22 protein-coding genes are annotated in these 22,435 nt (G+C 66.4%); 15 read left to right on the plus strand and 7 right to left on the minus strand.

The window, feature by feature from the left end; translation table 11 throughout:
• Positions 1-23: 23 nt before the first annotated feature.
• The 4 genes from CLN94_RS01220 to CLN94_RS01235 all read left to right on the plus strand — a co-directional run bounded on the left by CLN94_RS01220 (position 24) and on the right by CLN94_RS01235 (position 2,250).
• A complete protein-coding gene (locus CLN94_RS01220; RefSeq protein ID WP_096430175.1) occupies positions 24-752 on the plus strand; it encodes a F0F1 ATP synthase subunit A in 729 nt (242 codons plus the stop codon).
• A 55-nt stretch (positions 753-807) separates the two neighbouring features.
• Positions 808-1,044, plus strand: coding sequence for a F0F1 ATP synthase subunit C (locus CLN94_RS01225; RefSeq protein WP_009157477.1), 237 nt, complete (start codon positions 808-810; stop codon positions 1,042-1,044).
• Between the two features lie 101 nt (positions 1,045-1,145).
• Entirely contained in the window at positions 1,146-1,691 is a 546-nt protein-coding gene (locus tag CLN94_RS01230) for a F0F1 ATP synthase subunit B' (protein ID WP_245845033.1), read from the plus strand.
• Between the two features lies 1 nt (position 1,692).
• Positions 1,693-2,250 carry a F0F1 ATP synthase subunit B gene (locus CLN94_RS01235; RefSeq protein WP_096430179.1) on the plus strand — a complete coding sequence of 186 codons (558 nt, stop codon included), beginning with the start codon at positions 1,693-1,695 and terminating at the stop codon, positions 2,248-2,250.
• Between the two features lie 61 nt (positions 2,251-2,311).
• On the opposite strand, the gene CLN94_RS01240 is transcribed toward CLN94_RS01235, so the two are convergent.
• From CLN94_RS01240 to CLN94_RS01250, 3 genes are all read right to left on the minus strand, one after another.
• Positions 2,312-3,082 (minus strand): FadR/GntR family transcriptional regulator, encoded by a 771-nt coding sequence (locus tag CLN94_RS01240; protein WP_096430181.1) that lies wholly within the window; start codon positions 3,080-3,082, stop codon positions 2,312-2,314.
• 102 nt (positions 3,083-3,184) lie between these two features.
• Entirely contained in the window at positions 3,185-3,862 is a 678-nt protein-coding gene (locus tag CLN94_RS01245) for a YiaD family glycine zipper/OmpA-like lipoprotein (protein ID WP_096430183.1), read from the minus strand.
• A 108-nt stretch (positions 3,863-3,970) separates the two neighbouring features.
• Positions 3,971-4,831: a methylated-DNA--[protein]-cysteine S-methyltransferase gene (locus CLN94_RS01250; RefSeq protein ID WP_096430706.1), complete on the minus strand. Its 861-nt coding sequence runs from the start codon at positions 4,829-4,831 to the stop codon at positions 3,971-3,973.
• Between the two features lie 115 nt (positions 4,832-4,946).
• Here CLN94_RS01250 and nth point away from each other — a divergent pair, with 115 nt between their 5' ends.
• Positions 4,947-5,591, plus strand: a complete 645-nt coding sequence (gene nth / locus CLN94_RS01255; protein WP_096430185.1) for an endonuclease III — start codon at positions 4,947-4,949, stop codon at positions 5,589-5,591.
• The gene (locus CLN94_RS01260) at positions 5,588-6,574 is read left to right on the plus strand and encodes an adenosine kinase (protein ID WP_096430187.1); all 987 of its coding nucleotides are present in this window, start codon (positions 5,588-5,590) and stop codon (positions 6,572-6,574) included. The genes nth and CLN94_RS01260 overlap by 4 nt, the downstream gene beginning before the upstream one ends.
• 73 nt (positions 6,575-6,647) lie before the next feature.
• Here CLN94_RS01260 and CLN94_RS01265 read toward each other — a convergent pair whose 3' ends face one another.
• Complete coding sequence (locus tag CLN94_RS01265; protein ID WP_096430189.1) at positions 6,648-7,466, minus strand: sulfotransferase family protein; 819 nt, start codon at positions 7,464-7,466, stop codon at positions 6,648-6,650.
• Between the two features lie 148 nt (positions 7,467-7,614).
• On the opposite strand from CLN94_RS01265, the gene CLN94_RS01270 reads away from it, so the two are divergent.
• The 5 genes from CLN94_RS01270 to CLN94_RS01290 all read left to right on the plus strand — a co-directional run bounded on the left by CLN94_RS01270 (position 7,615) and on the right by CLN94_RS01290 (position 13,854).
• On the plus strand, positions 7,615-9,189 hold the full coding sequence (locus CLN94_RS01270; RefSeq protein ID WP_096430191.1) for a DUF5928 domain-containing protein: 1,575 nt from the start codon (positions 7,615-7,617) through the stop codon (positions 9,187-9,189).
• Between the two features lie 11 nt (positions 9,190-9,200).
• A complete protein-coding gene (locus tag CLN94_RS01275; protein ID WP_096430193.1) occupies positions 9,201-9,581 on the plus strand; it encodes an HIT domain-containing protein in 381 nt (126 codons plus the stop codon).
• Positions 9,582-9,668: 87 nt separating this feature from the next.
• Positions 9,669-9,860, plus strand: coding sequence for a zinc-finger domain-containing protein (locus CLN94_RS01280; protein ID WP_096430195.1), 192 nt, complete (start codon positions 9,669-9,671; stop codon positions 9,858-9,860).
• A 109-nt stretch (positions 9,861-9,969) separates the two neighbouring features.
• Complete coding sequence (polA, locus tag CLN94_RS01285) at positions 9,970-12,789, plus strand: DNA polymerase I (RefSeq protein ID WP_096430708.1); 2,820 nt, start codon at positions 9,970-9,972, stop codon at positions 12,787-12,789.
• A 144-nt stretch (positions 12,790-12,933) separates the two neighbouring features.
• Positions 12,934-13,854, plus strand: coding sequence for a cation diffusion facilitator family transporter (locus CLN94_RS01290; RefSeq protein WP_096430197.1), 921 nt, complete (start codon positions 12,934-12,936; stop codon positions 13,852-13,854).
• Between the two features lie 4 nt (positions 13,855-13,858).
• Here CLN94_RS01290 and CLN94_RS01295 read toward each other — a convergent pair whose 3' ends face one another.
• The 3 genes from CLN94_RS01295 to CLN94_RS01305 all read right to left on the minus strand — a co-directional run bounded on the left by CLN94_RS01295 (position 13,859) and on the right by CLN94_RS01305 (position 15,558).
• A complete protein-coding gene (locus tag CLN94_RS01295) occupies positions 13,859-14,086 on the minus strand; it encodes a DUF2798 domain-containing protein (RefSeq protein ID WP_096430199.1) in 228 nt (75 codons plus the stop codon).
• Positions 14,087-14,186: 100 nt separating this feature from the next.
• Positions 14,187-14,954 carry a hydroxypyruvate isomerase family protein gene (locus CLN94_RS01300; protein WP_096430201.1) on the minus strand — a complete coding sequence of 256 codons (768 nt, stop codon included), beginning with the start codon at positions 14,952-14,954 and terminating at the stop codon, positions 14,187-14,189.
• Between the two features lies 1 nt (position 14,955).
• On the minus strand, positions 14,956-15,558 hold the full coding sequence (locus CLN94_RS01305; protein WP_096430203.1) for a DUF1285 domain-containing protein: 603 nt from the start codon (positions 15,556-15,558) through the stop codon (positions 14,956-14,958).
• Between the two features lie 71 nt (positions 15,559-15,629).
• On the opposite strand from CLN94_RS01305, the gene CLN94_RS01310 reads away from it, so the two are divergent.
• The 4 genes from CLN94_RS01310 to CLN94_RS01325 are packed head-to-tail and all read left to right on the plus strand — an operon-like array spanning position 15,630 to position 22,385.
• Positions 15,630-16,643 carry an AAA family ATPase gene (locus tag CLN94_RS01310; protein ID WP_096430205.1) on the plus strand — a complete coding sequence of 338 codons (1,014 nt, stop codon included), beginning with the start codon at positions 15,630-15,632 and terminating at the stop codon, positions 16,641-16,643.
• Positions 16,640-17,545, plus strand: a complete 906-nt coding sequence (locus CLN94_RS01315; protein WP_245845018.1) for a DUF58 domain-containing protein — start codon at positions 16,640-16,642, stop codon at positions 17,543-17,545. Before CLN94_RS01310 ends, CLN94_RS01315 begins: the two co-directional genes overlap by 4 nt.
• Positions 17,545-20,289 (plus strand): DUF4159 domain-containing protein, encoded by a 2,745-nt coding sequence (locus tag CLN94_RS01320; protein ID WP_096430207.1) that lies wholly within the window; start codon positions 17,545-17,547, stop codon positions 20,287-20,289. Before CLN94_RS01315 ends, CLN94_RS01320 begins: the two co-directional genes overlap by 1 nt.
• The gene (locus CLN94_RS01325; protein WP_096430209.1) at positions 20,286-22,385 is read left to right on the plus strand and encodes a hypothetical protein; all 2,100 of its coding nucleotides are present in this window, start codon (positions 20,286-20,288) and stop codon (positions 22,383-22,385) included. Before CLN94_RS01320 ends, CLN94_RS01325 begins: the two co-directional genes overlap by 4 nt.
• Positions 22,386-22,435: the final 50 nt, after the last annotated feature.

The following is a 22,435-nucleotide window of genomic DNA, read 5'->3' on the forward strand; positions in this document are numbered from 1 at the left end:
GCGAAGGTCTCGTGTTCCACCCGATGGATCAGTTCATCGTGAAGCCGCTCTTCGGTGACGGCGCCGTCCACTGGTACACGCCCACCAACGCGGCGCTGTGGATGGCGGTCTCGGTGGTGGCGATCATCCTGCTGCTGGTGATCGGTACGCGCGGCCGCGCGGTCGTTCCGAGCCGTATCCAGTCGGTTGCCGAGCTGGCCTATGGCTTCATCCACAAGATGGTTGAGGATGTCGCCGGCAAGGACGGGCTGAAGTTCTTCCCCTATATCTTCACGCTGTTCCTCTTCATCGTGTTCTCGAACTTCCTCGGCCTGCTGCCGAAAGCCTTCACGCCGACCTCGCATATCGCGGTGACCGCGGTGCTCGCGATGCTGGTCTTCGTGACCGTGACCGTGGTGGGCTTCGTCAAGAACGGCGCCGGTTTCCTGAGCCTGTTCTGGGTTTCGTCAGCGCCGCTGCCGCTGCGCCCGGTGCTCGCGCTGATCGAAGTGATCTCGTACTTCGTGCGCCCGGTCAGCCACTCCATTCGTCTTGCGGGCAACATGATGGCCGGCCACGCCGTTATCAAAGTGTTCGCCGCCTTCGCGCCGCTGATCCTGATGTCGGGCATCGGCATCGCGGTGACCCCGCTTTCGATCCTGGCGATCACGGCCATGTATGGCCTCGAGATGCTGGTGGCCTTCATCCAGGCCTATGTGTTCACGATCCTGACCTGCGTCTATCTGAAAGACGCGCTGCATCCGCATCACTAAGGTCCGGGTCCCCTAAACCAATTCTGCCAATTCCAACCTCAAGGAGTATACGAACATGGAAGGCGATATCGTTCAAATGGGTGCTTACATCGGCGCTGGCCTGGCCTGCATGGGCATGGGTGGGGCTGCTGTCGGTGTGGGTAACGTTGCCGGCAACTTCCTGTCGGGCGCCCTGCGCAACCCGTCGGCCGCTGCTGGCCAGACCGCCACGCTGTTCATCGGCATCGCGTTCGCGGAAGCCCTGGGGATCTTCTCGTTCCTCGTCGCGCTTCTGCTCATGTTCGCCGTCTGATCCCTTTTCGCATCCTTGCGGTCGGATGGGCCTGATGGGCCCATCCGGTAATTGAAGGGTCCAGGGGGACGACCATGGCTAACGAACACGAAGCGGCCAACATGGCGCATGACGCGGGTGCCGCCGCAGCGGAAGCTGCCGGTCACGCCGCCGAGTCCGCCGGCATGCCGCAACTCGACTTTTCGACCTTCGGGAACCAGATCTTCTGGCTCGTCGTTACGCTGGTCGTGATCTACTGGGTGCTCTCGCGCATCGCTCTGCCGCGCATCGCTTCGGTGCTGGCGGATCGTCAGGGCGCGATCTCCGGGGATCTGGCCGCTGCCGAAGAGCTGAAAGCCAAGGCCAAGGACGCCGAGGCCGCCTATGACAAGGCGCTCGCGGATGCCCGCGCCGAGGCCCAGAAGATCGCCGGCGAAGCCCGTGCCGAGATTCAGGCCGAGCTCGACGCGGCCACCGCCAAGGCGGATGCCGAGATTTCGGCGCGTGCCGCCGAGTCGGAAGCCCGGATCGGTGAAATCCGTGCCGGTGCCGTTGAAGCGGCCGAGGTCGTGGCGAAAGACGCCGCTGCCGAGATCGTTGCGGCGCTGGGTGGCAAGGCAGACGCGAAAGCTCTGGCTGCCGCGGTCAGCGAACGGCTGAAAGGGTAAGATGATGAAGAAACTTTCGCTCCTTCTCATTCTCGCCGCTCAGCCTGCTCTGGCTGCGTCGGGTCCGTTCTTCTCGCTGCGCAACACCGACTTCGTGGTGACGATCGCGTTCCTGCTGTTCGTCGGCGTCCTGCTTTGGGCGAAGGTGCCGGGCATGCTCGGCAAGCTGCTCGACAAGCGTGCCGAAGGCATCAAGGCCGACCTTGAGGAGGCCCGCAAGCTGCGCGAAGAGGCTCAGGCGATCCTCGCCACCTACGAGCGCAAGAGCCGTGAAGTGCAAGGCCAGGCCGACGAGATCGTCGCCGCCGCCAAGCGCGACTCGCGTGCTGCCGCGGACCAGGCCAAGATTGACCTGCAGGCTTCGATCGTACGCCGCCTGAAAGCGGCCGAAGACCAGATCGCCTCGGCGGAATCCGCTGCGGTGAAAGAGGTCAAGGACCGTGCGGTGACCGTGGCTGTCGCAGCTGCCGGCGAAGTTCTCGCCAAGCAGATGACGGCCAAGGACCAGGCTGGCATGATCGACGCCGCCATCGCCGAAGTCGAACAGCGCCTGCACTGAGCAATCGCTGATCTGAAATCGAAGAACCCGGCCCTTGGGCCGGGTTCTTTCATGTCCGGGGTTATTTCGCGCCCTGCTTGGCCGAAAGTCGCAGCAGCGCGGTGGCCTCGTTGCGCTCGGCCTTGCGCTGCTCGCTCAGCGCCATGTCGACGAAATCCATATGCGCCGCCACCGCCGCCCGCGCGGCCGTGCCGTCGCGGGCCTGGATCGCCACGTTGATCGCGCGGTGCTGTTCGAGCAGGGAATCGCGGGTCGATTTGTTGCGGAACATCACCGAGCGATTGTAGAACACGCCCTCGCTCAGCAGGTCGAACATCGCGCGCATCATGTGCAGCATGATGACGTTGTGGCTCGCTTCGATGATCGCCATGTGGAACTGCGCGTCCAGCGCCGCCTCGTCGGCCGGGTTCCGTTTGACATGGGCGGCTTCCATCTTGCGAAAGATTGTGTCGATCACCTTCAGGTCGGTGGCCGAGCCCAGATGCGCGGCGCGTTCCGCGGCAAGCCCTTCAAGGTCGCGCCGGAACGAAAGGTAGTCGAATACCGCCTGATCGTTGGTGGCGAAAAGCTGGATCAGCGCCGGGGAAAAGGCCGAGCCCAACACATCGGCCACATAGATCCCGGCGCCCGCGCGCGTGGTCAACAGCCCCGCTTCCTGCAGCTGCGCCACCGCCTCGCGCAGGCTCGGCCGCGAGACGCCCAGCCGTTCGGACAGTTCACGCTCGGACGGCAGTCTTTCGCCCGGCCGCAGAATTCCTTGCAGAATCAATCCCTCGATCTGCCGGACGACAGCAGAGGCGAGCTTTTCCGACTCGATCTTCTGAAACGGCATTCCCTTCTCCCTTTGGTCAAGGAATATGACCGCAAACCAATTGCTGCAAATGAAAAAGGCCCCGCTGCAGTTGCGCGGAGCCTTTGGAGTCGGGGGAGGGGATCAGTTGATCGGGGTAATCACGAACTCGACGCGGCGGTTCTGGGCGCGGCCTTCCGCGCTCAGGTTCGACGCGATCGGCTCGTCCTCGCCGCGGCCATAGGAGATGACGCGGTTGCGCGCCACGCCGCCCGAGATCAGCACATAAGCGACCGAGTCGGCGCGCTCCTCGGAGAGGCGCTGGTTATACGAGGCCTCGCCGGTGTTGTCGGTATGGCCGATGACCTCGACGCGGGTGTCGGGGTAGCGGTTGAGGCTGCCGGCAAGCACCATCAGATCATCGCGCAGGTCGGGGCGCAGTTGCGCGCTGTCGACGGCGAACAGCACGTCTTGCGGCATCGTCACGATCAGCTCGTTGCCGGTGTTGACGATGCGCACGCCCTGCGTGTCGAGATCGCGGCGCAGTTCCGCCGCCTGCTTGTCGAGCTGCGCGCCAGCGGCGGCGCCCAGCAGCCCGCCGATCGCGGCGCCGGCGAGACCTTTCTCAAGCTTCTTGTCATCGGCGGTGGTCGCGCCGATCAGGCCACCGATCAGAGCACCGGCCACAACGCCCTGATTGCGCTTGGCGTTGGGGTTCGGCGTGCCGTCGGCGTAGCTTTCCTGCAGCGAGGTATTCGAGACGCAGCCCGCCAGCGCCAGCGCGGCGGCCGTCAGAATGACAACGGGTTTCATCGGTTTCATATGCTCATGCCTTGGTTTTGCGCCCGTTACGGGCTTTCCGGGGCCAAGATAAGCGGAAATCCCCGGTAAACACCACTGAACTTGCCGCGAGCGGCGGGAATTCGCCCGTCACGCGCCTTCACTGCGGGCGGCCTCCCATGCGAGGACGGCGCGCTTGACCGGCAGGCCCCAGTGATAGCCGCCAAGCCCGCCGGATTTGCGCAGCGCGCGGTGGCAGGGGATCAGGAACGAGATCGGATTGCGCCCGATTGCGGTGCCGACGGCGCGCACCGCGCGCGGGTTGCCAATGGCCGAGGCGATCTCGGAATAGGTGGTGACCTGCCCCGACGGGATCGCAAGCAGCGCCTCCCAGACCTTGATCTGGAAGGGCGCGCCGATCAAGGCAAGCGGCACCTCGCCCTGCTGCGCGAAGGCTGCCCGGACCCAGGGCGCAAGGGCCTCGGGCGCCTCGGCGAAACGCGCCTCGGGCCAGCGCCGGGCGAGATCGTCGTAACAGGCCTGCTCGCCCATCTCGGCGGCAAACCCCATGCCGCAAAGCCCGCGCTCCGTGGCCATGGCGATGGCGGGGCCAAAGGGGGTCTCGAACCGGCCCCAGCGGATTTCGAGCCCGTCGCCGCCGCGCGCGAACGCGCCGGGGCTCATCGCCTCCCAGCGCAGCACGAGGTCATGGAGCCGCCCCGTCCCCGAAAGCCCCGCCGCATCCGCCACCTCCTCCAGCGGCAGACGCCGCGCCAGCAACTCGCGCGCAAGCCCCATCGTCAGGTATTGCTGGTAGCGCTTGGGCGAGACCCCGACCCAGGCCGAAAACACGCGCTGAAAATGCGCGGCACTGAACCCCAGCCGCCCGGCCAGATCCTCGAGCGACAGCGCCGGCCCCGTTCCCGCGACCCGCTCGGCCTCGGCGCGGTCGATCTCGGTGATCGCGCGGGCGATCAGGCGGTAGTGATACTGGTCCTCAAGCGTGGTCATCGGCGCCTCCTGTCGCGCCACTCTAGGGCGCGCGTGCCGCGCAAGCGACCCGAAAGCTGCGCAAAACCCACGTGATCCCTTGCCGGGCGGGGCAGGGACGGGCATAGGATCGGGCATGGTTCGACAGCTTGATTATATGCAGATGAAAGCCATCTTCGCCCGGTTCGAAGAGGCGGAGGCGCACCCGAAAGGGGAGCTTGATCACACCAACGCCTACACGCTTCTGGTGGCGGTGGCGCTTTCGGCGCAGGCCACGGACGTGGGCGTGAACAAGGCCACCAAAGACCTGTTCCCGATCGCCGACACGCCCGCCAAGATGCTGGCGCTCGGCGAAGAGGGGCTGATCGAGCATATCAAGACGATCGGCCTGTTCCGCCAGAAGGCCAAGAACGTCCTGAAAATGAGCCGCATCCTCGTCGAGAAATACGACGGCCTCGTGCCCAGCTCGCGCGCGGCGCTGGTCGAGTTGCCCGGCGTCGGGCGCAAGACGGCGAATGTGGTGCTCAATATGTGGTTCGGTCATCCCGCGCAGGCGGTCGACACCCATATCTTTCGCGTCGGCAACCGCACCGGCATCTGCCCGGGCCGCGATGTCGAGGCCGTCGAGCGCGCGATCGAAGACAATGTGCCGGTGGAATACCAGCGCCATGCCCATCACTGGCTGATCCTGCATGGCCGTTATATCTGCGTGGCGCGCAAACCCAAATGCGGGGCCTGCCCGATCCGGGAATGGTGCCAGTTCGAGGAGAAAACCCAGTGAAAAAATATCAGGTCGTCGGCATCGGCAACGCCATCGTGGACGTGCTCTCGCAATCGGATGACGCGTTTCTGGCCGCGAACGGCATCGAGAAGGGCGTGATGCAGCTGATCGAGCGCGCCCGCGCCGAAGAGCTTTACGCCGCCATGACCAACCGCACCGAGGCGCCTGGCGGCTCGGTCGGCAACACGCTGGCGGGGCTGGGCAACCTTGGCCTGCGCACGGCCTATATCGGGCGGGTAAACGACGACGCGCTCGGTCATTTCTTCGAGGCCTCGCTGCGTGCCGAGGGCACTGATTTCCCGAACCCGCCGGTGAAAGGGGGCGAACTGCCCACCTCGCGCTCGATGATCTTCGTCTCGCCCGATGGCGAGCGTTCGATGAACACCTATCTCGGGATATCGGCCGAAGTCTCGACCGAGGATGTGCCGCTGGCGGTGGTCGAGGATACCGAGTTTCTGTTTCTCGAAGGCTACCTCTTCGACAAGGACCACGGCAAAACGGCCTTCCTCAAGGCCGCGCAGGGCACGCGGCGCGGCGGCGGCAAGGCGGGGATCTCGCTGTCCGACCCGTTCTGCGTCGATCGCCACCGGGACAGCTTCCGCCGCCTCGTCCGCGACGAGATGGACTATGTCATCGGCAACAATCACGAATGGGAATCGCTCTATCAGACCGACCTCGAAAGCGCGCTGAAACAGGCGTCCAGCGAATGCGAAATGATCGTCTGCACCCGCTCGGGCGAGGATGTCGTACTGATCGGCGGCGGCGAGCGCGTCGAGGTGCCGGTGCAGCGCGTGACGCCGGTTGACGCCACTGGTGCGGGCGACCAGTTCGCCGCGGGCTTCCTTTTCGGCTACGCCACGGGTCGCCCGCTCGCCGTCGCGGGCAAGATGGGCACGATCGCCGCCTCTGAGGTGATCTCGCATTTCGGCGCGCGCCCCGAGGCTGACGTGCAGGCACTTTTCGCCGCGCACGGGCTCGTCTGAGCCGCCCTTTCATCGAGCCTGAAATACTCCGGGGGGAGGCTTCGCGCCGCGAAGACGGGGGGCAGCGCCCCCCTTACGCCCCAAGTTTCGCATGCACCTCGTCAAGGTCGATCTCGCCGACCGGCATCTTGTTGTCGGGGTCGTCGAAATCATAGCGGAACAGCTGGAAATCCTTCTTGTAGATTTCCCAGACCAGATGCCGTGACAGGTCGTCGAAATACTCGCTGACCTTATGCGCGCGCTTCGGCCCGTGCCCTTCGGATTCGTTGAATTTCGGGATCTTGGCCAGATCGACCGGCACCGGCGTCTCGATATGGTCGAGCACCTGCTGCATGCCCTCGTTGAACTTCTCGGTGAAGAAGATCTTGTCGTACTGACCACCGTTGCAGATGAAGGTCGAGATATGCCCCGACATCGCCGACCAGTGGATATCGGGCTCCATCGGGCGGCGCCAGCGGATGGTGTCGCGCGCGAACAGCAGGAACCGGCGGAACGACGTGATCTGGTCGAAGTCGAAATTGTCCTCGGGGCTGCCGACCTCGATCCCGTATTTCTGCACCAGCTGCGGCACGAGGTTGCCGCGATAGCGTTTGCCGTTGCGCTGGATGCCCGCGATCTTGTCGAAGAACGAGCTCAGGATGCGGGCGTAGGGATTGCGCACGCAAGTGAAGGCATAGGATTTATGCGCCTTCACATTGGCTTCGATCGCCTTCTGGCTGGCCTCGATCGACCATTTGTGCATGCCGCCGGTTGCGTCGTGAATGTCGCCGTCAAAGAAACGGCCGTGGTCCGAGAAGAACATGATCTGCCCGATGCTCGAGCAGGCACATTTGGGGACCACACGATAGACCACGCTTTCGCTCTCGGTCATCCATGTGCCAGGAAACCCCATAATTCATACCTCCACGATCATGCGAGCTTCGCGTCAGTGGCGTCACCCGAGAATTAGGCCCTAAAGAGCAAAGAAATACTTACTTTTCAACGGATATTACCGTTAAAGAGACGATGATCCGAATGCAATGGAAGGTACTGTTTCGGAAATGGCGAAAATCGCCTTCATAATGCTGACCCACAAGGACCCGAAAGGGCTGATCGAGCAGGCACGCCGGCTGACCGAGCAGGGCGATTTCGTGGCGATTCACTATGACGCGCGGGCCAAGGCCTCCGATTACGCGCTCTTGCAGGATGAACTGGGTTCGAACCCGCGCGTGACGTTTGCGCGGCGGCGGCATAAATGCGGCTGGGGGGAGTGGTCACTGGTCGCGGCCTCGCTGGAAGCGGTGCGCGCCGCCGTCGAGGCCTTCCCGGAAGCCACGCATTTCTACATGCTTTCAGGCGATTGCATGCAGATCAAGACCGCCGAATTCGCCCATGCGTTCCTGGATGCCGACCCGGTCGATTACATTGAATGCTTTGATTTCTTTGGCTCGGACTGGATCAAGACCGGCTTCAAGGAAGAGCGGCTGATCTATCGCCACTTCTTCAACGAGCGCACGCAAAAGCGCCTGTTCTACACCAGCTACAACTTGCAGAAGCGCTTCGGCTTCACCCGCGAGGTGCCCGCCGACGTCGAGATGAAGATCGGCTCGCAATGGTGGTGCCTGCGCCGCGCGACGATCGAGAAGGTGCTGGCGTTCTGCGATACGCGTCGCGATGTGATGCGGTTCTTCCGCACAACCTGGATCCCGGATGAAACCTTTTTCCAGACCATCGTGCCGCATGTCGTCCCCGAGGCCGAGATTCGGTCGCGCACGCTGACCTTCCTGATGTTCACCGATTACGGCATGCCGGTGACCTTTTATAACGACCATTACGACCTGTTGCTGAGCCAGGATTCCCTGTTCGCGCGCAAGGTCAGCGCGGATGCGAGCGAGCTGAAGCAGCGCCTTGGGGCTCTTTGGGGGCAAAAGGGCGTGCAGTTCTCGATCTCGAACGAAGGGCGCTCGCTGTTCAAGTTTCTGACCGGGCGGGGCCGCATCGGGCGTCGTTTCGCCCCGCGTTTCTGGGAGGTCGACACCAGCCTCGGGCGCGAGAACACGCTGCTGATTGTGGTCTGCAAGAAATGGCACGTCGCCAAGCGTCTGGTCGCGCAGGTGCGTCAGCGCACCGGCATCGAGGCGGTGGAATACCTGTTCAACGAGACGGGCGGGCTGCCCTATCTGGGCGGGATCGAGGGCACGCTGGAAAAGCGCCACCGCCACCGCCGCGCCTTGGTCAAGATGCTCTTCGACCTGCATCGCACCGACAAGCTGCTGATCTGCATCGACCCGTCGGATTTCGACCTGCTGCAGGATTTCTGCGCCGACAAGGCCCGCGTGCGCGTGCTTGAGATCGCCTGCGATTTCTCCGACGATTACCTTGTCGGCCATGCCCGCCGGGTAGGCCTTGCGGGCGAGAGCACGCCGCAGGAGGTGATCGACCGGCTGTTGCCCACGATCCGCGCCGATATGCGCTTTGAATCCGATCGGATGCATGATGCCGACCTGCCCGGGTTCGCGGTGATCCGTCAGGCCGCCACGCCCGAAGAGAATGCCCGGGCCCTGGCGGCGTTTTTGGGCTGCGATCGGGCGACGGCTCGTGATATTGCCGGAACCGACCACCTGTTTGTCGACTGAGGAGAGCCGCGATGGCCTATGCCTACGATCCGCAAAACATCTTCGCCAAGATCCTGCGCGGCGAGATCCCGAACAACACCGTTCTGGAAACCGAGCACACGCTGGCCTTCCGCGATATCGCGCCCAAGGCCCCCGACCATGTGCTGGTGATCCCGAAGGGGCCCTATGTCTGCTTTGACCATTTCTGCAACGAAGCCTCGGATGCGGAACTGGTCGATTTCGCCCGCGCCGCCGGTCAGGTCTGCAAGATGATCGGTGCCGAGCCGGGCCATGGCGGCGACGGCTTCCGCGCGATCACCAATGCCGGCGAGGATGGCGTGCAGGAAGTGCCGCATTACCACCTGCATATTCTGGCCGGGCGCCCGCTTGGCCCGATGCTCTTGATGCGCTGACCGGCGCCTTCGATCTTGCCTGAGGCGTGGGTTTGGCTAGTATGCGGCAAACCCGCGCGTTCCCCGCGACCCATGACGGAGCCTTCCATGACCACCGCCCCCGCTGCGCCCGAAACCCAGATTGTCACCACGTGGAAAGTCGCCTGTGACGGCGGCGAAGGCGCGCTTGGCCATCCGCGCGTCTGGCTGACCCTGCCGCGCGACACCGGCGAGGTCGAATGCCCCTATTGCGACAAGAAATTCGTGATCGACCGCGATCACGCGCATGACGATCACTGATCGCAGCGCAACCACCTGACAGGGCGGCCCCGTTCGAGCATCGGCGGGCCGCCCTTTTCGTTTGCGCCCCCCTGTGGCAGAACGGGGCAAACGCGCGAAGGGGGAAGACATGGCATTCGGAAAAGGCTGTCACCTGCATCTGATCGACGGCTCGGCCTATATCTTCCGCGCCTATCACGCACTGCCGCCGCTCACGCGCAAATCCGACGGGCTGCCGGTGGGGGCGGTCGCGGGGTTCTGCAACATGCTCTGGTCTGAGCTGCAGAAGGATCACGGCGCCGATGGCCCGACCCATATCGCGGTGATCTTCGATAAGGGCAGCCACACCTTCCGCAACGATCTTTACGATCTCTACAAGGCCAACCGCGACGAGATGCCCGAGGATCTGCGCCCGCAGATGCCGCTCACGCGCGAGGCGACGCTGGCCTTCAACATCGCCTGCAAGGAGCTTGAGGGCTACGAGGCCGATGACATCATTGCGACGCTGGCGCGTCAGGCGCGCGAGGCGGGCGGGCGCGTCACGATCATTTCCTCCGACAAGGACCTGATGCAGCTGGTCGGCGGCGGCGTCGAGATGTTCGACGCAATGAAGAACCGCCGCATCGGCCCCGAAGAGGTCGAGGAGAAATTCGGCGTGCGCCCCGAGCGGGTGATCGACGTGCAGGCGCTGGCGGGCGACTCGGTCGACAATATCCCCGGCGCGCCCGGCATCGGGGTGAAGACGGCGGCGCTCCTGATCAACGAATTCGGCGATCTCGACACGCTTCTGGCCCGCGCCGAGGAAATCAAGCAGCCCAAGCGCCGCCAGACCCTGATCGAAAAGGCCGATCAGATTCGCCTCTCGAAGCGCCTCGTGACGCTCGATCAGGACACGCCGCTGGATTTCACGCTTGATGACCTTGAGCTGCGCGACCCCGAGCCCGAGGTGCTGATGGATTTCCTCAATCAGATGGAGTTCCGCGCGCTGACCCGCCGCGTGGCCGATCATTTCGGCGCCGCGCCGCCGCCCGCGCCGGAAATCGCGCCGGTCTCCGAGCGCGCGCCCGAAGACGCCCCCGCGCCCGAGCAGGCGGCTTTCACGCCCGGTGATTACGTGACGATCCGCGACGCGGACACGCTCGAACGCTGGCTCGATCAGGCCCGCGCGCGCGGCTGGCTCGCGGTCGATACCGAGACCACCTCGCTTGACGAGATGCAGGCCGATCTGGTCGGCGTGTCCTTGTGCATCGAGCCGGGGCAGGCGGGTTACCTGCCTCTCGGCCACACGGCGGGGGGCGATGACCTGTTCGGCGGCTCCGCGCCGCAACCCGGCCAGATGCCGATGGCGCAGGCGCTGGCGCTGTTGAAGCCCGTGCTTGAGGACCCCGCGATCCTCAAGATCGGGCAGAACATGAAATACGATTTCAAGATCTTTGCCCGCCACGGCATCCGCGTCGCGCCGATCGACGACACGATGCTGCTGTCCTACGCGATGCATGCGGGGCTGCATGGCCACGGGATGGACGCGCTGTCGGATCGCCACCTCAACCATCAGCCGATCCCGATCAAGGAGCTGATCGGCTCGGGCAAGGCGCAGATCACCTTCGACAAGGTCGAGATCGACAAGGCCACCGCCTATGCCGCCGAGGATGCGGATGTCACGCTGCGCCTCTGGCAGGCGTTCAAGCCGCAACTGCACCGCCTGCGCGCGACCACGATCTACGAGACCGAGGAACGCCCGCTGGTGCCGGTTCTGGCCGATATGGAGATGGCCGGCGTGCGTGTCGACACCTCGGTTCTGGCGCGGATGTCGAACGCGTTTGCGCAAAAGATGGCCGGGCTCGAAGACGAGATCCAGCAAGTTGCGGGCCAGCCCTTCAACGTCGCCTCGCCCAAGCAGCTGGGCGAAATTCTGTTTGAAACCATGGGTGCCGAGGGCGGCAAAAAGGGCAAGACCGGCGCCTGGGGCACCGGCGCCGATGTGCTCGAGGACATTGCCGCCTCCGAGAACGAACAGGCCGCGCGGCTGGCCGGGCTGGTGCTGGACTGGCGCCAGATCGCCAAGCTGAAATCGACCTACACGGACGCGCTGCAGACCCATGTGAACCCCGAGACCGGCCGCGTCCACACCAGCTATTCGATCGCCGGTGCCAACACCGGGCGGCTCGCCTCGACCGACCCAAACCTGCAGAACATCCCCGTCCGCTCCGACGAGGGCCGCCGCATCCGCGAGGCTTTTGTCGCCGGGCCGGGCATGCGCCTTGTCAGCCTCGACTACAGTCAGATCGAACTGCGCATCCTCGCCCATGTCGCAAACCTCCCCGAGATGAAGCAGGCCTTCAAGGACGGCATTGACATCCACGCGATGACCGCCGCCGAGATGTTCGGCGTGCCCGTCGAAGGCATGGACCCGGCAATCCGCCGGCAGGCCAAGGCAATCAATTTCGGGGTGATCTATGGCATCTCGGGCTTTGGGCTTGCACGCAACCTGCGCATTCCGCGCGCCGAGGCGCAGGGCTTCATCGACCGCTATTTCGAGCGATTCCCCGGCATCCGCCGCTACATGGACGAGACGGTGAATTTCGCGAAAGAACATGGCTATGTCGAAACCATCTTCGGTCGCCGCATCCATACCCCCGAGATCAACGCCAAGGGCCCGGGCGCGGGCTTTGCCAAACGCGCGGCCATCAACGCGCCGATTCAGGGCGCTGCCGCCGACATCATCCGCCGCGCAATGGTGCGCATGCCCGACGCCATCGCGGATCTGCCCGCAAGGATGCTGTTGCAGGTCCATGATGAATTGATCTTCGAGGTCGAAGAGGGCGCCGAAGAGGCACTGATCGGCGCCGCGCGCGCGGTGATGGAAGGCGCTGCCGAACCGGCGGTCAAGCTCTCGCTGCCGCTCGTGGTCGACGGCGGTGTCGGCCACAGCTGGGCCGAGGCGCATTGATGCGCGCGCCGCGCGGGCGAAAACTGCGGGACGCCTCCGGCGGGCGTATTTGAGCCAGGAGAATTGGGCTTCTTCTTGGGAAAAATATGCCGGGGGAGCCCGGAACGGGCGGGGGCGGAGCCCCCGGAAACAGTGGGGGCGGGCATGCCGCATGATCATCATCACCATGGTCACCACCATCACCACCACCTGAGCCCCGCCGCGGGCGATCGGCAGGTGGCCTGGGCGGTGGCGATCAATCTGGGCCTCACCGGCGCTCAGGTGATCGGCGGGCTGGTGGCGGGATCTGTCGCGCTGATCGCAGACGGGGTGCATAATTTCTCGGATGCGGCGGCGCTGGTGCTGGCCTTTGGCGCGCGCCGGCTGGCGCGGCGTGGTGCGGACGCGGCCATGAGCTTTGGCTGGGCGCGGGCCGAAGTGGTTGCGGCGCTGATCAATTACGTTTCGCTCGTTGTGGTGGCGCTCTGGCTGATCGCCGAAGCCGTGGGGCGTCTTCTGGCGCCGCCCGAGGTGAACGGTTCGATCGTGATCTGGCTGGCGGCGCTGGCGCTGGTGATTGACCTTGGCACGGCCTGGCTGACCTGGCGGCTGTCGAAGGAAAGCCTGAATATCCGCGCGGCCTTCCTGCACAACCTTGCCGATGCGGGGGCCTCGGTTGCGGTGATCGTGGGCGGCGTGGCGATTGTTCTGTTCGATTGGCGCCTGATCGACCCGCTGCTGACGATCGGGATTTCGGTCTTTATCCTGTGGCATGTCGCGGGCGATATCATGCCGGTCCTGCGCATCCTGATGCTGGGCGCGCCGCAGCGGCTGGAGACCGCCGAGATCGAGGCGCATCTGGCGCGGGTGCCAGGCGTGGCGAGCCTCCATCACGTCCATCTGTGGCAGATCGACGAGCATCGCAACGCCTTCGAGGCGCATCTGGTGCTGGCCGAGGGCGCGGATTTTGCGCGGGTGATCGCCGAGGCCAAGGCGATGCTGGCCGAGGAGTTCGGGCTGAAACATGTCACGCTCGAACCCGAGACAGCGGCGCTGGGCTGTGCCGATCGCGCCGCCGCCTGTTAGCGGATCAGGCCGCCACGGTAAGCCGCTGCGTGAGCCGCCGTGCGAAGGGCGCCACGATCAGCACCGCCGGATAGGCCAGGAGCCAGGACGGCAGCCAGGCGCCGATCCAGAGCTGCGGGAAGTTCTCGACCAGACCGGTCGCGCGAAAGGTCGCGATGCCCGAGACGAGAAAGGACATCAGCCCCGAGAGGATCAGGCTGAACAGGAAATGGCTGTAACGTGCAGGGATCATGGTGCGGCTCCGGTTGAGGGGGAGGCGCTGAACCTAACCTGTGCGCGGGTGTTCGAAAACGCCGATGGGGGCGCAGGTCCCTTGGCGAATTTGCACAGGATCAGGTTCCGGCTTTGGCCTTCTCCAGCCAGCCGATCCCGGCCTCGGTCGTTTCAGCGGGGATATATTCGGCGCCGATGTAGCCCGCATAGCCCCCGGCCTTCAGACCCGCGAAAACCGCCGGATAGTCGATTTCCCCGGCATCGGGTTCCGAGCGCTGCGGGGTCTGCGCGATCTGCACATGGCGTGTGGCCCCGCCATGGCGTGCCCAGGCCGCCTGCGCATCGCCGGTGATCTTTTGCGCGTGATAGAAATCGAATTGCAGGCCAAGGTTCGGCGCGCCGACCTCGGCGATTACCTCGGCGGCGAGATCGTAATCGGCAAGAAAATAGCCCGGCATATCGCCCCGGTTGATCGGCTCGATCAGGAACGAGTGATTGGGCGCCTCGGCACAGGCCCAACGCAGGTTCTCGATGAAACAGGCGCGGGCCTCGGGCGCGTCGCTGGCCCCGGCCATCACATGCAGATGCAAGGGTTTGAGCACCTGCGCATAGCGCAGCACCCGGCGGAAATCGCTGCGAAACCGGGCCTCTTGCCCCGGCACGGCAGCAAAGCCGCGCGGCCCGCCGGTGTAATTCGGCGGCGGCGCATTGATGACCACAAGGGGCAGCACATGGATCACCAACTCGTCGCGCATCTCCTGCGCGGGGCCGTCATAGGGAAACTGCACCTCGACCGCATCGAACCCCGCCGCCTTGGCTGCAGCGAAACGCTCCATGAATGGCAGCTCACTGAACAGGAGGCTGAGATTCGCGCTGAATTTCAGCATGTTAGAGGTCGGCCATCGGGATGATCGGGAAGAATTCACCATGCGACCAGAGGCCAAGCCAGTCGGCGCCTTCGTGGCTGGCCGGGCGCGCGATATCGACGAGGCGGTAAAACGTCTTGCGGTCGATCCGGGCTTCAAGGCCGCGACGCACGTGGATATAGGGGCGCGGCTCGCCGCCCTCGCGGGTCTCGACGCGGATGCGGTGCTCGGCATCGGCGACAACCTCGTCGCCGACATTGGTGGTGAAGCGCAAGACCTGCTCGGGGCCGCGCCCGACCGCCTCGCAATCGGTGGCGATGAAGGGTGCGTCCTCGACCCGGATACCGACCTTCTCGACCGGCGTCACAAGGAAATATTTTCCGTCTTCGAGCTTGAGCACCGAGGCGAAAAGCCTGACCAGAGGCGCCCGCCCGATCGGCGTGCCAAGATAAAACCAGGTGCCATCCGCGCGGATCTCCATGTCGAGATCACCGCAAAACGGCGGGTTCCACAGATGCACCGGCGGCGGGCCTTTCCGACCCGCCTTGCTTGCCGCCGCGGCGATACCATCGGCGTTGGGCGCTGCGCCCTTCACGGGCTTTTGTGGGGTCGATCCGTTGCTCATCGGTCTTTCCGGTTTGTTTGCGCGCGAATATCTGCTTTGCTGAACATAATAGCTTACGGGGAGCATTTGTCATGGCCGATACCGATGATTTGATTGGCGAAATCGAGGCACTGGGCAGCAAGCTCGCCGCCGCGCGCGACTCGATCAACCGCCGGTTCATCGGGCAGGAGCGTGTGGTCGAGCTGGTGCTGGCCGCGATGCTGTCGGGTGGGCACGGGCTTTTGGTCGGCCTGCCGGGGCTTGGCAAGACCATGTTGGTCGATACGCTCTCGACGGTGATGGGGCTTGGCTCGAACCGGATCCAGTTCACGCCCGACCTGATGCCAGCCGATATCCTTGGCTCCGAGGTGCTGGAAACCGCCGCCGACGGCAGCCGCGCGTTTCGTTTTCTCGAAGGGCCGGTGTTCTGCCAGCTTCTGATGGCTGACGAGATCAACCGCGCCAGCCCGCGCACGCAATCCGCGCTGTTGCAGGCGATGCAGGAACGCGAGGTGACGATCGCCGGTGCGCATCGCCCGCTCGGGCGGCCCTTCCACGTGCTCGCAACGCAAAACCCGATCGAGCAGGAGGGCACCTATCCGCTGCCCGAGGCGCAGCTTGACCGCTTTCTCGTGCAGATCGACGTCGAATACCCCGACCGCGCGACCGAGCGCGATATCTTGCTGGCCACGACCGGCGCGACCGGCACCGAGGCGCATCAGGTGTTCTCGCCCGAGGATCTGATTGCGGCGCAGGAGCTGGTGCGGCGTATGCCCGTGGGCGAGACCGTGGTCGAGGCGATCCTCGACCTCGTGCGCGCCTGTCGCCCCGGCGAACCCGAGGGTTCGAAACTCGCCGCCGAGGCACTGGCCTGGGGGCCGGGTCCGCGCGCGGCGCAGGCGCTGATGCTGACGGTGCGCGCGCGCGCGCTGATCCGGGGCCGCCTTGCGCCCGGCATCGAGGATGTGATCGCGCTTGCGCGCCCGGTGCTCAGCCACCGCATGGCGCTGAGCTTTGCCGCCCGCGCCCGTGGCGAGACCTTGCAGGGCGTCATCTCCGGCATTTCGCGCGAGGTGCTGGGCGCCGCTGCCGAGGCCGCGGCGTGACCCAAGCCCCGCCTTCTGCCGCCCGCGCGCTCGAATTGCGCCGCGGCGCGGAGGCCGAAGCTTCGGCCCTTCCCGCGCTTCTGGTCGCGGCAGAGCATCTGGCGGCAACGGTGCAGATGGGGGGCCATGGCCGCCGTCGCGCGGGTGCGGGGGAGGAATTCTGGCAATACCGGCCCGTGCATTCGGGCGATGATGCGCGGTTCATCGACTGGCGCCGCTCGGCGCGCTCGGACACGCAATACCTGCGTGAACGCGAATGGCAGCTGGCGCAGTCGGTGCATCTTTGGGTCGATGACGCGGCCTCGATGCGGTTTGCGGGCAGCGCGACGAATGCGGCGCGGGCCTCCAAGGGGGAGCGCGCGCGGCTTCTGGCGCTGGCGCTGGCGGTGCTGATGATCCGTGGGGGCGAGCGTGTCGGGCTGATGGGGCCGCTGGCGCCGCCGCGTCCGGGTCGGGCGCAACTGATGACGCTGGCCGCGCATCTGTCGAGCCTGCCTGAGGCGGGCGATTACGGCGCGCCCGAGGTGGGGGCTGTGCAATCGGGTGCCCGAGCGGTGTTTCTGTCGGATTTCTTCGGCGCGCCCGAGGCGATCGAAGCGGCGCTTGCGCGGCTGTCGGATCGCGGCGTGACCGGGGTGATGCTGCAGGTGCTCGACCCCGAGGAAGAGGAATTCCCGTTTCAGGGCCGCACCATTTTCGAGTCGATGTCGGGCGCCTTGACGCATGAAACCCGCAAGGCCGCCGACCTGCGCGCGCGCTACCTTGAACGGCTGGCCGAGCGGCGCGAGCGGCTTTCGCGGATGGCGCGCGCGGCGGGTTGGCAGTTCTCGACCCATCATACCGGATCGCCCGCGCAAGGCGCACTGCTCTGGCTCAATGCCGCGCTCGGGAGGCTGGTCTGATGTGGATGCTGGGCCCTGTCGGTTTCTCTGCGCCCTGGCTCTTGCTGGGGCTCTTGGGCCTGCCGATCCTGTGGCTCTTGCTGCGCGCGGTGCCGCCTGCGCCGATCCGCCGTCGCTTTCCGGGTGTCGCGCTCCTGCTGGGGCTCCGCGACGAGGATGCCGAGGCCGATCGCACGCCTTGGTGGCTGATGCTGTTGCGTATGGCGGCGCTGGCGGCGGCGATCATCGGTTTTGCCGGGCCGGTCCTGAACCCGCGCGTGGCGCTGCCGGGGCAGGGGCCGCTGCTGGTTCTGTTTGACGGCTCCTGGGCCGCGGCGCCGGGTTGGTCGCGCGCGATCGCCCGCGCTGGACTGGCGCTTGAAGAGGCGCGCGTCGCGGGCCGCCCGGCGGCGCTGATCGACCTGTCCGACCCGCCACCGCAGGCCCTGTCCTTTGCCCCCGCCGCGGATCTGGCCGCGCAATTGCCCGGCCTGAAACCCCATCCGTGGGAGCCTGCCGCGTTCGATCCGGCGCTGTTGCCGGAGGGCGGTTTCGACACGCTCTGGCTCTCGGACGGGGTGGCGCGCGAAGGCCGCGCGCCCTTGCTAGCGGCGGTGCAATCCCGTGGCGCGGTCAGCGTCTGGCAGCCGGCGCGCCCGGTGCTGGCGCTCAGCTCTGCGGCACTTGTTGACGGCGAGCTGGTCGTCGGGGCGATTGCCTCCGCCCCGCCCGCCGCGCCCGTCGAGATCGTGGCCGTCGGGCTCGACCCCGCCGGGATCGAGCGCGACCTGATCCGCGCGCCCCTTGATTTCGAAGGGAAAACCAGCACCGAACAGGTCTTTGACCTGCCGCCTGAATTGCGCAACCGGATCACCCGCTTCGAGATCGCGGGCGCGCGTTCGGCGGGGGCTGTGCGGTTGACCGATGACGCGCTCAAGCGCCGCAAAGTGGCGCTGGTCGCCGGGGGGCGCCCACGCGAAGGGCTCGAACTGCTCTCGCCGCTGCATTACCTCCGCGAGGCGCTGGCGCCCTCGGCGGACCTGATCGAAAGCCCGCTGGAAGATGTGCTGCCCGTCAGCCCCGATGTGATCATCCTGGCCGATGTCGCCGAGGTCGCCGAGCCCGACCGGCTTGCGGAATGGATCGAGGAAGGCGGGCTTCTGCTGCGCTTTGCCGGGCCGCGAATGGCGGCGGCCGAGGCGGAAGACCCGCTTTTGCCAGTGCGGTTGCGGCTGGGCGGGCGTTCGGTCGGGGGCACGATGAGCTGGGGCGAGCCGCGCAGCCTCGCGCCCTTTGCCGAGGCCTCGCCCTTTGCCGGGCTTCCCGTGCCCGAAGAGGTGCGCGTGAGCATGCAGGTCATGGCCGAGCCGGGCCCCGAGCTGGCCGAGGCGACGCTGGCGGCGCTGGCCGATGGCACGCCGCTGGTGACGCGCGCGCGCTTTGGCACCGGGCAGATCGTGCTCTTCCATGTGACGGCGAATGCGGAATGGTCGTCTTTGCCGCTGTCGGGGCTGTTCCCGCAGATGCTGGAACGGCTTGCGGTTTCGACCCGCCCTGCCGAGCCAGAAGCGGCGGAATTGGCGGGCACGATCTGGGTGCCGCAAAAGGTTTTGGATGGCTATGGCCGCTTGCAGGCGACGGATGCCGCTGCCGGGATCGCGGGCGAGGACCTTGCCGGCGGTGCGGCTAGTGCTGCGACGCCGCCGGGGCTTTATGCGGCGGGTGACCGGGTGATCGCGCTGAATGCGGTGACGCGCGGGCGCACGCTGGCGGCGGCGCAATGGCCCGCGACAGTGACGCTTGAAGGTGCGCTGGAGGAGCGGGAAGAGGTTCCGCTGAAGGGCATCGCGCTGGCGCTCGCGCTTGGCGCGCTTCTGCTCGACGTGCTCGCGACGCTGGGCCTGTCGGGGCGGCTCTGGCGCCCGGCTGTGCGCGGCGCGGCGCTGGTGCTGGCGCTGGCGCTGGCGCTCGTGCCGCACCCGCCGCAGGCGCAGGAACCCGCGCAGATGGATGAGGCCCGCGCCATTCAGGCCGCCTCGAACGTGGTCTTCGCCCATGTGCCCACCGGCGATGCCGAGGTCGATCGCGTCGCTTATGCCGGGCTCAAGGGGCTGTCGGATATCGTCGCGCGGCGCACCACGGTCGAGCCCTCGGCGCCGATGACGCTGGATCTTGAGCGCGACGATCTTGCGCTGTTCAGTCTGATCTACTGGCCGGTGACCGAAGGCCAGCCCGCGCCCTCGCCGCGCGTTTATGCCAAGCTCAACCGTTACCTGCGCAGCGGCGGGATGATCCTGTTCGATACGCGCGACGCCGATCTGGCCGGGGTCGGGGCAACGACGCCCGCCGGGCAACGGCTGCAGGCGCTGGCGGCGCCACTGGATGTGCCGCCGCTCGAGGCGGTGCCGCCCGATCACGTGCTCACGCGCACGTTCTACTTGCTGCAGGATTTTCCGGGCCGCCACGACGGCGCGATCTGGGTCGAGGCCGCCCCACCTGATGCCGAGCTGGCCGAGGGCATGCCCTTTCGCAACCTCAATGACGGTGTGACGCCGGTGGTGATCGGCGGCAATGACTGGGCCTCGGCCTGGGCGGAAACCCCCGAGGGCCTGCCGATGTTTCCGGTCGGGCGCGGCATGGCGGGCGAGCGTCAACGCGAGATGGCGGCGCGTTTTGGCGTGAACCTCGTGATGCATGTGCTGACGGGTAACTACAAATCCGATCAGGTCCATGTGCCCGCGCTTCTGGAAAGGCTCGGGCAATGAGCGGGCTTTCGGTGATCTTCGCGCCGCTTCTGCCCTGGCCCGTGATCGCGGCGCTTGCCGGGGCGGCGCTGGTGCTGGTGGCGCTGGCGCTGTGGCGCGGGCTTCCGGGCTGGGCGCTGCGTGGCCTTGCCGTGCTGGTCCTGTTGGCGGCGCTGGCGCAGCCCGCGCTGCAAACCGCCGAGACCGAGCCGCTCTCCGACATCGTCTTGCTGCTCGATGATCGCTCGTCCTCGCAGGCGCTGGCCGATCGTCCGGCGCAAACCGATGCCGCGCTGGCCCGGATCGCGGCCGAACTGGACGGGTTGGGCGGCGTTGAAACCCGCCGTGTCAGCGTGGCCGATGGCGAGGGCAACGCTGGCACCGAGATCGGCGCGGCCTTGGCCGAGGCGCTGGCCGCCGAGCCGCGCGCGCGCATCGCGGGCGCCATCGTGATCTCCGACGGGCAGGCCCATGACCCGGCGCTCTTGCCCGAGATGCCCGCGCCCCTGCATCTGCTGCTGACCGGGCGCGATAACGACTGGGATCGCCGCCTCGTGATCCGGACCGCCCCCGCCTTCGGTATCATCGGCGAGGAAACCCAGATCCGCCTCCGCGTCGAGGATCAGGGCGCCGTGCCGCCCGAACTGGCCGGGCGCGCGGGGCTGGAAATCTCGATCGACGGGGGAGACCCCAAACGCTACGAGGTCAATGTCGGGCGCGAGCTGGAGCTGCCGCTGGTGCTGAAACACGGCGGGCAGAACGTGGTGCAATTCACCCTCGATCCGTCCGAGGGCGAGCTGACCGAACGCAACAACGCGGCGGTCGTGCAGATCAACGGCGTGCGCGACCGGCTGCGCGTGCTGCTGGTCTCGGGCGAACCCCATGCGGGCGAGCGCACCTGGCGCAACCTACTGAAATCCGACGCGGCGGTGGACCTTGTGCATTTCACCATCCTGCGCCCGCCCGAAAAGCAGGACGGCACGCCGGTCTCGGAGCTCTCGCTGATCGCCTTCCCGACGCAAGAGCTGTTCATCGACAAGATAGACGAGTTCGACCTGATCATCTTCGACCGTTACGGCGCGCGCGGCATCCTGCCCTCGGCCTATTTCGCCAATATCCGCAGCTATATCGAGCGCGGCGGCGCGGTGCTGATTTCGGCCGGCCCCGAGTTCGCCACCGTCCAGAGCCTCTCGCGCACCGCCCTCGAAGACCTGATGCCCGCGCGCCCCACCGGTCGCGTCCTCTCCGAGGCCTTTCTGCCGCGTCCGACCGAGCTGGGCCTGCGCCATCCGGTGACCGCCGGGCTTGACGGGGCGCCGCCCGCCGCCGGTCAACCTGAGGCCGAAGGTGTCCCGCACTGGGGCCGCTGGCTGCGCCAGATCGAGGTTGAAAACCCCACCGGCGAGGTCGTGATGGAGGGCGCAGGCAACACGCCGCTTCTGGTGCTTTCGCGTCAGGGCGAGGGCCGTGTGGCGCTGCTGGCCTCCGATCATGCCTGGCTCTGGGATCGCGGCTTCGAAGGCGGCGGCCCGCAGCTCGAATTGCTGCGCCGCATCGCGCATTGGTCGATGAAAGAGCCCGAGCTGGAAGAAGAGGCGCTTTACGCCGAGATCGAACCCGGCAGCCTGAGCGTGACCCTCGTGCGCCGCTCGATGGCGCCTTCGGTCCCGCCCGTCGCCCTCACCCATCCCGACGGCACGCGCGAGGAAATCGCCCTTGCCGAAACTGCGCCGGGCCGCTTCACCGCGCGCTGGCAGGCGCCGGAGGCCGGGCTCTACCGGCTGCGCGACGGAGATCTGGAACGCGTCTTCGCGCTCGGCCCCGCTGCCCCGCGTGAATTCGAAGAAACCCTCGCCAGTGCCGCGACGCTTCAGGCCGCGATCACCGCCTCGGGCGGCGCCGTCACCCGCCTTGAAGACGGCATCCCCCGCCTGCGCCTGATCCGCGCGGGCCGCGCCAGCGCTGGCAATGGCTGGATCGGCCTCACCCCGCGCGGCGCCAGCGCAACCGTCGACTTGCGGGTCGCGCCGCTCCTGCCGGGCTGGGCGTGGCTCCTGATGGCCGTCGCGCTCACCCTCGCCGCCTGGCTGCTTGAGGGGCGCACCCGCCGCCGCTGAACCTCTTCATTTTGCCGAAAATATCCCGGGGGGAGGCCGCAGGCCGAGGG

The sequence above is a fragment of the Pseudothioclava arenosa genome (genome assembly GCF_002358085.1).
Classification (GTDB): Bacteria; Pseudomonadota; Alphaproteobacteria; order Rhodobacterales; family Rhodobacteraceae; genus Pseudothioclava; species Pseudothioclava arenosa.